General features: G+C 32.9%; 15 protein-coding genes. 6 read left to right on the top strand and 9 right to left on the bottom strand.

Features of this window, described 5'->3' with window-relative positions; genetic code table 11:
• Positions 1-147: 147 nt before the first annotated feature.
• The 6 genes from ACK5ON_RS07920 (at position 148) to ACK5ON_RS07895 (ending at position 5,065) form a co-directional block, all read left to right on the top strand.
• Positions 148-498, top strand: coding sequence for a four helix bundle protein (locus tag ACK5ON_RS07920; protein ID WP_396173578.1), 351 nt, complete (start codon positions 148-150; stop codon positions 496-498).
• A gap of 97 nt (positions 499-595) precedes the next feature.
• Positions 596-1,273: a tRNA1(Val) (adenine(37)-N6)-methyltransferase gene (locus ACK5ON_RS07915; RefSeq protein ID WP_409821467.1), complete on the top strand. Its 678-nt coding sequence runs from the start codon at positions 596-598 to the stop codon at positions 1,271-1,273.
• Between the two features lie 86 nt (positions 1,274-1,359).
• The gene (locus tag ACK5ON_RS07910; RefSeq protein WP_409821465.1) at positions 1,360-2,088 is read left to right on the top strand and encodes a hypothetical protein; all 729 of its coding nucleotides are present in this window, start codon (positions 1,360-1,362) and stop codon (positions 2,086-2,088) included.
• Positions 2,089-2,316: 228 nt separating this feature from the next.
• Complete coding sequence (locus ACK5ON_RS07905; protein WP_396173573.1) at positions 2,317-3,495, top strand: acyl-CoA dehydrogenase family protein; 1,179 nt, start codon at positions 2,317-2,319, stop codon at positions 3,493-3,495.
• A gap of 83 nt (positions 3,496-3,578) precedes the next feature.
• Positions 3,579-4,361 (top strand): DUF3050 domain-containing protein, encoded by a 783-nt coding sequence (locus ACK5ON_RS07900; RefSeq protein WP_409821462.1) that lies wholly within the window; start codon positions 3,579-3,581, stop codon positions 4,359-4,361.
• Positions 4,362-4,363: 2 nt separating this feature from the next.
• Positions 4,364-5,065 (top strand): SGNH/GDSL hydrolase family protein, encoded by a 702-nt coding sequence (locus ACK5ON_RS07895; RefSeq protein WP_409821460.1) that lies wholly within the window; start codon positions 4,364-4,366, stop codon positions 5,063-5,065.
• A 5-nt stretch (positions 5,066-5,070) separates the two neighbouring features.
• Here the strand turns inward: ACK5ON_RS07895 and ACK5ON_RS07890 are convergent, their stop codons facing one another.
• From ACK5ON_RS07890 to ACK5ON_RS07850, 9 genes are all read right to left on the bottom strand, one after another.
• Positions 5,071-6,084: a hypothetical protein gene (locus ACK5ON_RS07890; RefSeq protein WP_409821458.1), complete on the bottom strand. Its 1,014-nt coding sequence runs from the start codon at positions 6,082-6,084 to the stop codon at positions 5,071-5,073.
• Positions 6,085-7,692, bottom strand: a complete 1,608-nt coding sequence (locus ACK5ON_RS07885) for an FAD-dependent oxidoreductase (RefSeq protein ID WP_409821456.1) — start codon at positions 7,690-7,692, stop codon at positions 6,085-6,087.
• Positions 7,670-9,187 (bottom strand): polyamine aminopropyltransferase, encoded by a 1,518-nt coding sequence (locus tag ACK5ON_RS07880; protein ID WP_409821454.1) that lies wholly within the window; start codon positions 9,185-9,187, stop codon positions 7,670-7,672. Before ACK5ON_RS07880 ends, ACK5ON_RS07885 begins: the two co-directional genes overlap by 23 nt.
• Positions 9,180-9,389: a DUF350 domain-containing protein gene (locus ACK5ON_RS07875; RefSeq protein WP_187655996.1), complete on the bottom strand. Its 210-nt coding sequence runs from the start codon at positions 9,387-9,389 to the stop codon at positions 9,180-9,182. The genes ACK5ON_RS07880 and ACK5ON_RS07875 overlap by 8 nt, the downstream gene beginning before the upstream one ends.
• A 19-nt stretch (positions 9,390-9,408) precedes the next feature.
• On the bottom strand, positions 9,409-9,591 hold the full coding sequence (locus ACK5ON_RS07870) for a hypothetical protein (RefSeq protein ID WP_409821452.1): 183 nt from the start codon (positions 9,589-9,591) through the stop codon (positions 9,409-9,411).
• Positions 9,592-9,600: 9 nt separating this feature from the next.
• Positions 9,601-10,806, bottom strand: coding sequence for a DUF4178 domain-containing protein (locus ACK5ON_RS07865; protein ID WP_409821450.1), 1,206 nt, complete (start codon positions 10,804-10,806; stop codon positions 9,601-9,603).
• An 8-nt stretch (positions 10,807-10,814) separates the two neighbouring features.
• Positions 10,815-11,192, bottom strand: a complete 378-nt coding sequence (locus ACK5ON_RS07860) for an S-adenosylmethionine decarboxylase family protein (RefSeq protein ID WP_409821448.1) — start codon at positions 11,190-11,192, stop codon at positions 10,815-10,817.
• A gap of 80 nt (positions 11,193-11,272) precedes the next feature.
• A complete protein-coding gene (locus tag ACK5ON_RS07855) occupies positions 11,273-11,605 on the bottom strand; it encodes a ferredoxin (RefSeq protein ID WP_409821446.1) in 333 nt (110 codons plus the stop codon).
• On the bottom strand, positions 11,605-12,421 hold an 817-nt coding region (locus ACK5ON_RS07850), incomplete at its 5' end, for an NAD(P)/FAD-dependent oxidoreductase (protein ID WP_409821444.1). The genes ACK5ON_RS07850 and ACK5ON_RS07855, both read right to left, overlap by 1 nt.

Below are 12,421 nucleotides of genomic sequence, written 5' to 3'. Positions count from 1 at the left end.
ATGTCGAACTACTTATCCCGATGATTGACCATTTCTTAGTCGAAATAGACCGAAAGAATAAAAAGGTGATTATGGATTTGCCAAAAGGGCTTGTTGAAATGTATCTTTAGTGAAATTCCAATAATTAAAATTCCTAATTCCAATTTTATGGAAAGACCATATGATTTAGAAGATAGAACTTATTTGTTTGCCAAAGAATGTCGGCTTTATGTCCAAAAATTGCCAAAAACTATTTCAAATATTGAAGACGGAAAACAATTAATCCGATCATCAGGTTCGGTTGGGGCTAATTATATAGAAGCAAATGAAAAGCTTGGAGATAAAGACTTAACTTTTCGATTGAAAATTGCAAGAAAAGAAGCGAAAGAATCAAAATATTGGCTTCGATTACTACACGAGTTAAACCCTGAGTTTCTAGTTCTTTCTGAAAATTTAATTTATGAAGTTGAGGAATTAAGAAAGATACTTTCAACTATAATTTCAAAAACATCTAACTAATCCTGGTTTCAAATTATTGGAATTTGGAATTTTAATTATTGGAATTTTGATTCAATTTTCATTCAAACAATTTAACGTCAACCAAGACCGTTGTGCCATGAAAATTGGTACTGATAGTGTTTTACTTGGTGCTTGGTGTCCAATTGATAATCCCGAAGCTTCGGGACCTTTTTCGGTTTTGGATATTGGTGCTGGAACTGGTGTTTTGTCTTTGATGTTGGCACAACGCAGTAATGCTGAACAAATCGACGCTATTGAAATTGACGAAAATGCCTTTGAACAATGCGTCGAAAATTTTGAGAATTCACCTTGGAACGACCGTCTTTACTGCTATCACGCCGCTTTGGATGAATTTGTTGAAGAAATGGAAGATCAAGTATACGATTTGATCATTTCAAACCCTCCGTTTTTTTCCGAAAATTATAAAACCGATAATTCCCAGAGAGATTTGGCGCGTTTTCAAGACGCTTTGCCTTTTAACGATTTGGTAGAGGCGGCATCACTTTTACTTTCTGAAAATGGAATTTTTGGTGTTATCATTCCGTTTAAAGAAGAAGAAAAATTTATTGATTTATGTGCGGAAGCCGAACTATATCCTATAAAGGTAACGCATGTAAAAGGCACTCCGACTTCTGAAATAAAGCGCAGTCTTTTAGCTTTTTCACATTCAAAAAAGGAAAAAATAGTTACTGATTTACTCATTATCGAAACCTCTCGACATCAGTATACCAAAGAGTATATTGCTTTATGTCAGGACTTTTATTTGAAAATGTAAAAGAAATCACAATTAACAATCCTTTACCATTTAGCATTACTTGAATAGGATACTTTTAGGTCGGCATAACCTAAAACTGATTTCACTTGAAACTAAAACTACTTTTATCCTTTTTACTTTTCACTTTTTTGTACTGTTTTGCTCAGCCACAGAAAACCATCAATGGCACAGTAGTTTGTAACGAAATAGCTTTGGAGAAAATCGATGTGGTTAACCTCATCTCCAAAAAAAGTAGCACAACTGACAGCCAAGGGAACTTTAGTATTGAAGCGAAAGTTGGCGATGAACTTTTTGTATTATCTAATGATTATTATGACATTAAAATCTCACTTACTAAAGAGGATTTTAAACTTGAAAAGTTTATTATAAATTTAAGCAAAAAACCTATTGAACTTGACGAAGTTACTATTAATAAAGTAGAAAAAATTAGCATTAAAGTTTCGCCCGAAGAAATAAGAATGGCCAAAATTGCAAAATTTGAAAACAGTCCAAAAGTTCTAGGTGTTTACACAGGAGAAATGCCTTATGGTGTTGATTTTGTTGGACTTTTTAAGAAAATATTCAAGTCAAACAAAAAGAAAGACAAAGAAGGAACACCAAAATTTGCTTCTTTTAAAGAATATGCTCTCTCTATTTTTGACCTAAAAGAATTTTTCTATATCAAACTAAATCTTAAACCTGAGGAACTTGATTTGTTTATGGCGTATTGTGAAAATGGCATAACTTACAGGGAGATAATGAAAAACGGAAACCCGCTAGAAACAATGGGTTTTCTTATTTCAAAAAACGAAGAGTTCAAAAAACTGGGGAGGTAGTTTTAACAACCCTAGCCCAGATAGCAGCGGAAATCCTTTTTATTGCTTTTATAAAATTTTCTTGAAAGGTGAAAAAAAGGTGAAAAGCAATAAAAAGATTGGAACGGATAGCTGGAATCAGCTCCAAAAAATAACAATTGTTGAACAAAATCTCAAATTTGTTTTCATAACTTTGCAAACGTTTTCGTAAAAACACTATACAGTTTACATGATACAATATACATTCTTATGAAACCAGATTTATTTCAAGCTCCAGATTATTATTTGTTGGATGATTTGCTAACCGAAGAACACAAATTAGTGCGTGATTCTGCCCGCGCTTGGGTAAAACGTGAAGTTTCTCCAATCATTGAAGACTATGCACAACGTGCCGAATTTCCGAAACAAATCATAAAAGGTTTGGGAGAAATTGGTGGATTTGGCCCTTATATTCCAGTAGAATATGGCGGCGCTGGCTTAGACCAAATAGCTTATGGTTTGATCATGCAAGAAATTGAAAGAGGAGACTCGGGTGTGCGTTCTACGTCATCAGTACAATCGTCTTTGGTGATGTATCCTATTTGGAAATTCGGAACCGAAGAACAACGCAAAAAATACTTGCCAAAGCTATCCACAGGTGAGTTTATGGGATGTTTTGGTTTGACCGAACCCGATCATGGCTCTAATCCAGGCGGAATGACTACAAACTATAAAGATATGGGTGACCATTATTTGTTGAATGGTGCTAAAATGTGGATTTCGAATGCCCCTTTTGCTGATATTGCAGTAGTTTGGGCAAAAAATGAAGAAGGAAGAATTCACGGATTGATTGTAGAAAGAGGCATGGAAGGATTTACTACTCCTGAAACCCATAATAAATGGTCGCTTCGTGCTTCATCTACAGGAGAATTAGTTTTTAATAACGTGAAAGTTCCCAAAGAAAATTTGATGCCAGGAAAATCAGGATTAGGCGCACCAATGCAATGTTTGGATTCGGCGCGTTACGGGATCGCTTGGGGTGCGATAGGTGCAGCGATGGATTGTTATGACACAGCGTTGCGTTATGCGAAAGAACGAATTCAGTTTGATAAACCCATTGCAAGTTTTCAATTGCAACAAAAGAAATTAGCTGAAATGATTACGGAAATCACTAAAGCACAATTGTTAACTTGGAGGTTAGGCGTTTTGCGTAACGAAGGAAAAGCGACAACCGCTCAAATCTCAATGGCAAAAAGAAATAATGTTGAAATGGCCATTCACATTGCCCGTGAAGCAAGACAAATACTTGGCGGAATGGGAATTACTGGCGAATATTCTATTATGCGTCACAGTATGAATTTGGAAAGCGTGATAACGTATGAAGGAACTCACGATATTCACTTATTAATTACCGGTGCTGACATTACAGGAATTCCTGCTTTTAAATAAGATTAAACAATAGATAAAAATGCTATAAAATGCTTCTCTATTTGGAGAAGCATTTTTACATTTGTTCAACAATCAATAGCGCTATGAACATAACTGAAATCAACTCAAAAATTCAGTCTCAAAAAGAAACCTTACTGAAACATCCGCTTTACGAAAAAGTAAAAACCATCGAAGATTTACATCAGTTTTTAGAATGTCATGTCTATGCCGTATGGGATTTTATGTCATTATTGAAAGCATTACAAAGTAAGTTGACCTGCACGACAACACCCTGGTTTGCCTCATCAAATCCGGAAACAAGGTACTTAATAAACGAAATTGTGTTGGCAGAGGAAAGCGATTTGACACTGGACGGAAAACGTCTAAGTCATTTTGAAATGTATGTGGATGCCATGAACTATTGTGGTGCAAACACAGACGAAGTTGATGCTTTTCTTAAAAATGTAATTGATACGAAAAATGTTTTTATTGCCATTAAACAAAGTAGTTTACACCCTAAAATAAAAGCATTCCTAGACTTTACTTTCCGTGTTATCGAAGAAGGTAAAACCCATAAGATTGCTGCTTGTTTCACGTTTGGAAGAGAAGATTTAATTCCGAATATGTTTACCGAAATTTTGAAAAATTTCCAGCAAAACTTTCCAGAGACCGATTTATCAAAACTAATTTATTATTTTGAAAGACACATCGAATTGGATGCGGATGAACACGGTCCAATGGCGATGCAAATGATTACCGAACTTTGTCAAGACGATATTCAAAAGTGGAATGATGTTGAAGAAGTTTCGATTTTAGCACTCGAAAAAAGAATTGGACTTTGGGATGCCATTGAAGAAAAAATCCAAGCTAGCTTAGCATTAGCTTAACTATGAAAGTTTTATTTAAAGTAGGTTTTATCCTTTTTGCTTTATTGGTGGTGAGTTGTAGCTCAGAGAACGATTCATATACTGAAATCATTCATCCTAAAAATTATAAATACCTTGCTTTAGGAGACAGTTACACTATTGGAGAAAGTGTATGCCAAACCTGTCGCTTTCCTATACAATTGCAGGATAGTATAAAAAAACACATTACTGCAAACGACACGTTTCAAACCCAAGTTATTGCGCAAACCGGTTGGACCACTACCAATTTAAAAACGGCTATAGCCACTCAAAATCCAACAAACGATTTTGATTTGGTTACACTTTTAATTGGGGTCAATAATCAGTATCAAAACAAACCGTTTAGTGTGTATGAACAAGAATTCCCGGAGTTAGTAAGTATTGCCATTCAAAAAGCCAAAGGCGATAAAAACAATGTCATTGTTGTATCGATTCCAGATTATGCGTATACGCCTTTTGGAAATGGAAATGCATCTATTTCAAGTCAATTAGATAATTATAACGCATTTGCTCAAAACTACTGTCTTGCTAACAATATAACTTTTATCAACATTACCGATATTACAAGATTGGGTTTGCAACAGCCAAATTTGGTTGCATCAGATGGTCTGCACCCTTCAACCATTACTTATACAAAGTTTGTGGAAAGGATTTTGCCGAAGGCGAGAATAGTTTTGGGGTTGTAAAATGATTATTTTTTTGACTTCCAAATAAATCCATCCAATAAATAATGCGTAAACTGGGGAATGGTTAACAAAGGAACGAGTATAAATTGCCAATTTGAAAAATCAAACGTTGTCATTGAAAATTGTTCGTTCCAAACTAAAATCTCCCATAAAAATTCTTCTGAAAAAGCTATAATCAATAGAATTATTACAAAAATAAATACACCTTTATATTGCTTTAGTATGCTTAAAAATCCTAAATCTTCATTAGTTTTTTTCTCAATTTCGTTCAAATAAATCAAAGCCATATAGGGAATTCCATGAGAGACAACGTTTAATAATGTAAAAACTAAATCGTTATTAAAGTAAACAATTCCATAATACCAAGAAAGCATAGTGCCTATAATAATAGCATTTTTTGGAATATTAAAATAGTATGATTTTACTGAAACATAAACGGTTCTAACGAAGTAAAATAATACTATTGTAAAATAAATCCATGTAAGAATTTTTAACAATATTGGGTTTTCATATTTAATAAATTCATTTTCTACAAACCAATTGAACTTTCGTTTTGCAGATAAAAACCAATACAACATGGGATAAATTGTAGCAGAATAAATGATTAAATTGTCAATCCAGGCAAAGGTTTTATCTTCATTTCTAGAGTACAAACGCATAAAACCATATTGCTGACGAATAAAATGAAAAACAGCCACATAAGACAATACCGACCAAAATACCTGACTACCAAATAAAAATAAAATGAACCCAATTAAAAAGCAAAAAATAGGCAATCCAATGTACAATTGTTTTCTTCTTTGAAATTCTGAAACAACAAAATAGGTTTTAAATAATGTGGAATAAACATGAGCCACATCAATAAAAACAATTAAAAACAGCCAAGTATAAAACGAATAACTTTCTTCGATTTCAATTAACCAATTTTGAAATAACAAAACAATCGCTAAAACAATAAATGAAGGAGCAAGTATAAAAACACCATCCGTTTTGGCTTTATGTATCCAAGGTTGTACCATTTAGATTATTTTGTTTACAACATTAACTCCTTGATGAAATGCTTCTTCAAAAATAGATATTCCCGATAAATCGGAATGTGCAAAATAGATTTTGTAATCAATAGATTGCATTGCTTTTTGTTTACTTTCGCCAAATAAAAATCCCTTTTTTGGGCTAATCATGCCATGTCCTAAAAGATGAATATCTATACTTTCTGTCACTTCTTCAATATTTGGGTGTGAAATTTTTAAATCTTCAAACACTAAATTTTTCCAATATTCTTTTGGCTTTTTATAAATATCTCTCCTGCTTTTTCCACAATCTGATGATGAAAAACTAAAATAATACGTAATCACTTTTTTATCCTGAATTTGTTGCAACGACTGGTGTTGATCGAAAATATAACCCAATCCTTTCGAGCCATGAGCCACATTATCCCAGCACAATGGAAAACTAAAATTATCGGTTAAATCAGAAACTACTAATGTTGCCAAAAGCCAAGGCGCATAATGAAAATCTTTGGTTAATTCTTTTCTGTCTTTAAACAAATATTGATTTACAAATTGCGGTGTTGCCATAATAATTTTATCGGCAATAATCTCAATAGAAGTTTTTGTTTTATCATCAAAAACCAAGGCTACTGCTTTACCATTTTCGGTTTTCACTTCGTAAACCAAATGATTTTGCAGTGTTTTTCCTTTGGAATATTTTTTTAAATGATGCGTAAGTCTTGCATTACCTTCAGGCCAAGTTAAAACGTTATCATTTTTATCTTGCGTACTGTTTTGTTTTCTCGCAGCAAAATAATGAATTCCGGCATAAGCAGAAACGAATTCAATTCCTAAACCAAAATCATCTCTGCAACAATAATCTACATAAACCAAAAGCGGATTTGATTTAAAATTTTGTTGCTCTAACCATTCTTTCATAGTTAGTTTATCCAAACTTTTAACGGCATCATTTTGAGAAGATAAAGCCATCGGAATATTGAACCAATACAAACCAAAGTCATCTTTTTTGGTTCTAAAATCATCCATCATCGAAAAAAATCGAAGTAATTCTGCGTCTTCCTCTGCTGAATTTCCAACTTTTGGAACAATTCCTTCTTGCCAATTGTTTTTGTAAAATAATCGTTCGTCTGGTGAAAACGTTAGTTGCGTTTCATCAAATTTTGGAAAACCTTTTTCATCATAACCTAAAATAATTTTTTCTTCTTCGAGAAATTGGAGTAACTCTTTATCTTCCTGGTTTGGCAAAGGCAAATAATGTGCGCCAAGAGGAAATTTCGAATACTGATTTTCACCATTGGAAGAATTTCCACCCAAATTATTTTCTAATTCGACCAACAAAAATTCGGAAATTCCTTTTTTAGAAAGCTGTCTTGCAGCAGACAAACCTGTTATTCCGCCACCAATAATTAAATACGGAATAGAAATTTGCTTAGATGGTTTTGGAAAATTCTTAACTCGAAGTTTATGTCCTAAAATATGATTGGTTCCTGATAGCCGAATTAAAAGCGAAATTACTTTTTCTTTACAAGCATCGAGAAGCGGAACAATCAGTAAAGTTGCTCCTAAAAACTTAAAGAAATTCCTTCTCGAACTACTATAATTTTCCCCATTCTTCATCGAAATAGCGTACTAAAACTTGGTTATCTAATCGATTAATTTTAATGTCTTTTGAAATCATATCATTGGAAAAATAATTGAATTTTTCAAACTGATAATTGTAAAAACGCAATCCGTCAACAGTTCTATTGACTTTGTTAAAATTGGTTCCAAAACCATTTATTGCAATAGTAAAACCCCATTCGCCAAACGATGGAACATAAGCATGATAAGCATCAATTTGAGGAAAAACTTGCATCACAGTCTTGTTGATACACCAAAATGATTTTGGAGCGAAATAGGGCGAAGTCGTTTGAATTACCACAACAGCATCAGGCGAAAGTAGTTGTTGCATTGTGCTGTAAAAATTCAACGAATACAATTTACCCAAACTATAATTGGAAGGATCAGGAAAATCAATAATTACGACATCAAATTTCTCTTTCGTTTCTTTTGCCCAAATGTAAGCGTCTTTGTTATACACTGTAACTTTAGAGTTATTCAAAGCATTTTTATTGAAATCGACCAATACCTGATTGGTTTTGAACAACTTGGTCATTCCTTCATCCAAATCGACCAAAGTGACTTTTTTTACATCTTTGTATTTTAGAATTTCTCGAACCGCCAAACCATCTCCACCACCTAGAACTAGTACATTATCAACTTTTTTAGCCATTGACATTGCTGGATGAACCAAAGCTTCGTGATAGCGATACTCGTCGGCAGAACTGAATTGGAGATTGTTGTTTAAGTATAATCGGTAATCGCTTTTATTGTGGGTTAAAACGATACGTTGGTATTGAGTTGAATTGGTATAAATGATGTTCTCTCCATACAATTTACCTTCAGAATAGGACAGGATATTTTCGGAGAAAAAGAAAGTAACCAATAAAACTAGAAAAGAAAAAATGGCTTTTGCTCGAAGTAATTTTACCTTTTTTAATTCTGATTTTAATAAATAACAAAGTACAATAGCAATAGAAATATTAATCATTCCGAAGAATAAAGATGTTCCTATAATTCCGAGTTTTGGAACTAAAATTAACGGAAAAAGAATGGATGCTAATAAAGCGCCGATATAGTCAAAAGTAAAAACATTGGAAACCAAATCTTTGAATGCTACTTTATCTTTAAGAATGTTCATCAGTAACGGAATTTCCAATCCGACAAGACATCCTGTGATGAAAACTAACAAATAAAGAATAAATTGAAAGGCAAAAGCGGTTTCAAATAATAGAAAAAGAATAACCGAACTCAATCCACCAATTAATCCGACTAGAATTTCTATTTCCACAAAAGTATTGAGTAGATTTTTGGTAATAAATTTTGAAAAATACGACCCAATTCCCATCGAAAAGAGATACACTCCAATGATGAAAGAAAATTGTTTTACCGAATCGCCCAATAAATAACTCGCCAAGGTACCTGCGACTAATTCATAAACTAATCCGCAAGTGGCGATGGTAAAAACAGCAAAAAGTAATAAATATTCAAACTTTAAGAATTTATTACCCATGAATTGCTGCACTAATAATCATTGAGATTCCAATAATTAAGGCTGCAAAAACGATGGCAACAGCAACATTATTTTCTTGAGTAATTTTTTTCCAAGTATTTTCTGGTGTAATTTTTTCAATAATAAAATATGCAATAAAAAGTATTGCAATTCCAACAGCAGAAAACACTAATGAGTTGATAACAAGTTGTGATATATTCATGATATTCTATTTTTTTTTATTATTTATGATAAAAACGATTTACAGTACTATGTCCTGAATTTGTGGGTTTATAATTTTCTGTTGACTCACAGTCGCATAGTCTATTTCCTTGTGTTGTGTAATAAACAAATATTCCATAGAAACACAAACCAATTAAAAGCGCTAAATAATTTTCTTTGATAAAATTTGATACTTTCTCCATATTCAATTTTTAATAGTCACCCCATCTTTTATTTTCAAAATATTTGGACCAATAGTACGTTCCGACGGCAACAATTGCCATAAAAATAAATACCATGTATATGTTTCTATTGGACGGCACATTCCAATTTGCTTTAACTGAAATAAGACTGTTAGAGAAATCCTCTGGCGCTTTTGACGGTGTAATCGTTAAATGATATTTTCCTGCTCCAACGCCACAAATATTAAAATCTTCAGAAGTACTTCCCTCTACCCAATTTTCGCCATCAGTGTATCCGTGATAATACTCGACATCTTTTGAGGCATAAATTTCTTCGTTAGTATTTTCGTTTATTAAAGCTATTTGAACATTTGCCCATGAATTATCTACATTAGACGAAACCGCGATCTGCAATGGTGCTGAACTCCCTTTTAACTCAAATGATGGACTCACAAAATCTTTTGAAGTATAATTTTCAAATGGAATTGAACTATTTAAAACCTCCTGTTCTATTCTATCCTGATTTAGATACCAATGGGTAATAATGATTAAAAAGCCCACTGCACAAAAGGTCAAGACCAAATTTCTAACATTAATAAAGAAAGGTTCAACCATTCCAATCTCTGATTTTAATGTTATTGCGGTTGTATTGAATGCTTTTTTTATAGCACTTCTCGAAATATGTTTACCGTAAAACGCGGTTTGTTCTTGTCCAAATTTTTCAAATGATAGAATAAGTGGTGGATTTATATATTCGATCAATTCTGCATTGTTCAAAATATTAAAATCAAAAAAGCCAGCCGCATAATCAAGTTTTGGATAGGAATAATCAAATCTATCATAGGTTTTATCCAAATAATCAACGGTTAATGGATGATTACCTACTTTTTTTTCAAACTCAATTTGTTCTAAGAGTATAAAATTTCCAGATGATTCTGAAAGATATAAAAATTCTTTTTTATCATTTTGCAACACATATTCAATCCATCTGATATTGTAATCACCGCTTTTAACCAAAAAACCAATGATTGTAAATACACTTCCATGAAATTCTGCTTTTTGGCCAATAGAAAAGGCATTGTTATAATCAACTTTTTTGTATCTTTCTTTGAAAACAAAATCATTAGAATCATTTCTACTGTAAATAGTTGCACAATTTGGGCAGGAAAAATACGAAACCTCAATTTTTACATCAAGTTTGGTAACCGTATTACAATGATAGCAAGAAAAATCCATACTCAAATTTATCTATTAATTTCAAAATCTTTTAAAACAATTGCCTTAAAAAAGGTTACAAACTCATTGGTAATACTTTTTACTTTTTGAGTGTTATCTTGTAAATAATTGCACAAGTAAACATCCAACGTAAGCTGCCTAAATTCAGGCCAAGTATGAATACAAATATGAGATTCTTTTAAACAAATAGCAATGGTAAAACTTTTATTTTCAAAATTGTGGGTAATTATTCCAACTTTTTCAAGTTCAAAATCTTGAATAATCTTTTCTGAAAAATCAATGAAAGTATTACTGTTTGTTAGCAAATCTACCTCATCTACTTGAAGTGTGATTAATTTATGTAATCCCGGAGAATAGGTGTTTTGATCCATTAAAAGCGATCCCATTTAATTAAGTGAGATATTCTTTTATACGTAAGTGTTAAAATTTTGTTACAAAAAAAGCGAGAATTTAATCTCGCTTACTATTACTGTTCCGGTGCAATTTCTATTTCCAACCCATCAATGTCATGGGTAATTGAAATTTGACAACCCAAGCGGGAATTTTCTTTTACGTGATACGCTTCCGATAGCATGGCTTCTTCATCATCATTGCGTTCTAGTGAAATTACATCGTTTAAAACGTAACATTGACAAGAAGCACATAGTGCCATTCCACCACAAATGCCGATAGTTCCTTCTTCGGCTAATTCATACATTCTAATAACTTCCATGACGTTTAAGTTCATGTCTGTTGGTGCTTGAATTTCGTGAGTAATGCCTTCGCGGTCAGTAATTTTTATGGTGATATCTTGTGGCATTAGTCTATCGCTTTTACAACCGCTTTTTCGGCTTCTTTTCGTGTCCCGTCAAATCCATCTACACCAGAAACTGTAGTGTATTTTAAAACATATTTCTTTCCTGGATTTAATCGTTGATACACACTTTGACACATCAAAGTAGCTTCATGGAAACCACATAAAATTAGTTTCAACTTTCCTGGATAGGTATTTACATCGCCAATAGCATAAATACCTGGTATATTGGTTTGATAATCTAAAGCATTATTGACTTTGATGGCATTTTTTTCTATTTCCAATCCCCAATGAGCAATAGCGCCAAGTTTTGGCGTTAATCCAAAAAGTGGAATAAAATAATCGGTTTCAATGGTTTCTTGATTGCCCTCTTTATAAATAGTTATGGCATTCAAATGGTCTTCCCCGTGAAGCGAAACAACTTCTGCTGGTGTAATTAAATTTACGTAACCTAATTTTTTATATTCCTGAAGTTTTTCAACTGAGTCCAATGCGCCACGAAATTCATTTCTTCTGTGAATTAAGGTAACTTTTGAAGCAACATCGGCTAAAAAAATACTCCAATCTAACGCGGAATCACCTCCACCAGCAATGACAATTTTTTTATCTCTAAAAAGTTCTGGGTCTTTTACAAAATATTCTACCCCTTTTTCTTCATAGAAACTAATCCTGTCAATTTCGGGTTTTCTGGGTTCAAAAGTTCCCAATCCGCCGGCAATTGCAATGGCTTTGGCGTGGTGTTTTGTTCCTTTATTTGTAGTAACTATAAAGGTTCCGTCCTCTAACTTGTCTATAGTTTCAGCCGTTTCAGAAAGTGTAAAA

It is taken from the genome of Flavobacterium sp. (assembly GCF_046317795.1).
Classification (GTDB): domain Bacteria; phylum Bacteroidota; class Bacteroidia; order Flavobacteriales; family Flavobacteriaceae; genus Flavobacterium.
This window is presented reverse-complemented; position numbering and strand designations above follow the sequence as displayed.

What these genes read in the sequence shown, in the direction of transcription:
- ACK5ON_RS07920 (WP_396173578.1), top strand. Translation starts at nt 148, where the DNA reads ATGGAAAGACCATATGATTTAGAAGATAGAACTTATTTGTTTGCCAAA.
- ACK5ON_RS07915 (WP_409821467.1), top strand. Translation starts at nt 596, where the DNA reads ATGAAAATTGGTACTGATAGTGTTTTACTTGGTGCTTGGTGTCCAATT.
- ACK5ON_RS07905 (WP_396173573.1), top strand. Translation starts at nt 2,317, where the DNA reads ATGAAACCAGATTTATTTCAAGCTCCAGATTATTATTTGTTGGATGAT.
- ACK5ON_RS07900 (WP_409821462.1), top strand. Translation starts at nt 3,579, where the DNA reads ATGAACATAACTGAAATCAACTCAAAAATTCAGTCTCAAAAAGAAACC.
- ACK5ON_RS07895 (WP_409821460.1), top strand. Translation starts at nt 4,364, where the DNA reads ATGAAAGTTTTATTTAAAGTAGGTTTTATCCTTTTTGCTTTATTGGTG.
- ACK5ON_RS07890 (WP_409821458.1), bottom strand. Translation starts at nt 6,084, where the DNA reads ATGGTACAACCTTGGATACATAAAGCCAAAACGGATGGTGTTTTTATA.
- ACK5ON_RS07885 (WP_409821456.1), bottom strand. Translation starts at nt 7,692, where the DNA reads ATGAAGAATGGGGAAAATTATAGTAGTTCGAGAAGGAATTTCTTTAAG.
- ACK5ON_RS07880 (WP_409821454.1), bottom strand. Translation starts at nt 9,187, where the DNA reads ATGGGTAATAAATTCTTAAAGTTTGAATATTTATTACTTTTTGCTGTT.
- ACK5ON_RS07875 (WP_187655996.1), bottom strand. Translation starts at nt 9,389, where the DNA reads ATGAATATATCACAACTTGTTATCAACTCATTAGTGTTTTCTGCTGTT.
- ACK5ON_RS07870 (WP_409821452.1), bottom strand. Translation starts at nt 9,591, where the DNA reads ATGGAGAAAGTATCAAATTTTATCAAAGAAAATTATTTAGCGCTTTTA.
- ACK5ON_RS07865 (WP_409821450.1), bottom strand. Translation starts at nt 10,806, where the DNA reads ATGGATTTTTCTTGCTATCATTGTAATACGGTTACCAAACTTGATGTA.
- ACK5ON_RS07860 (WP_409821448.1), bottom strand. Translation starts at nt 11,192, where the DNA reads ATGGGATCGCTTTTAATGGATCAAAACACCTATTCTCCGGGATTACAT.
- ACK5ON_RS07855 (WP_409821446.1), bottom strand. Translation starts at nt 11,605, where the DNA reads ATGCCACAAGATATCACCATAAAAATTACTGACCGCGAAGGCATTACT.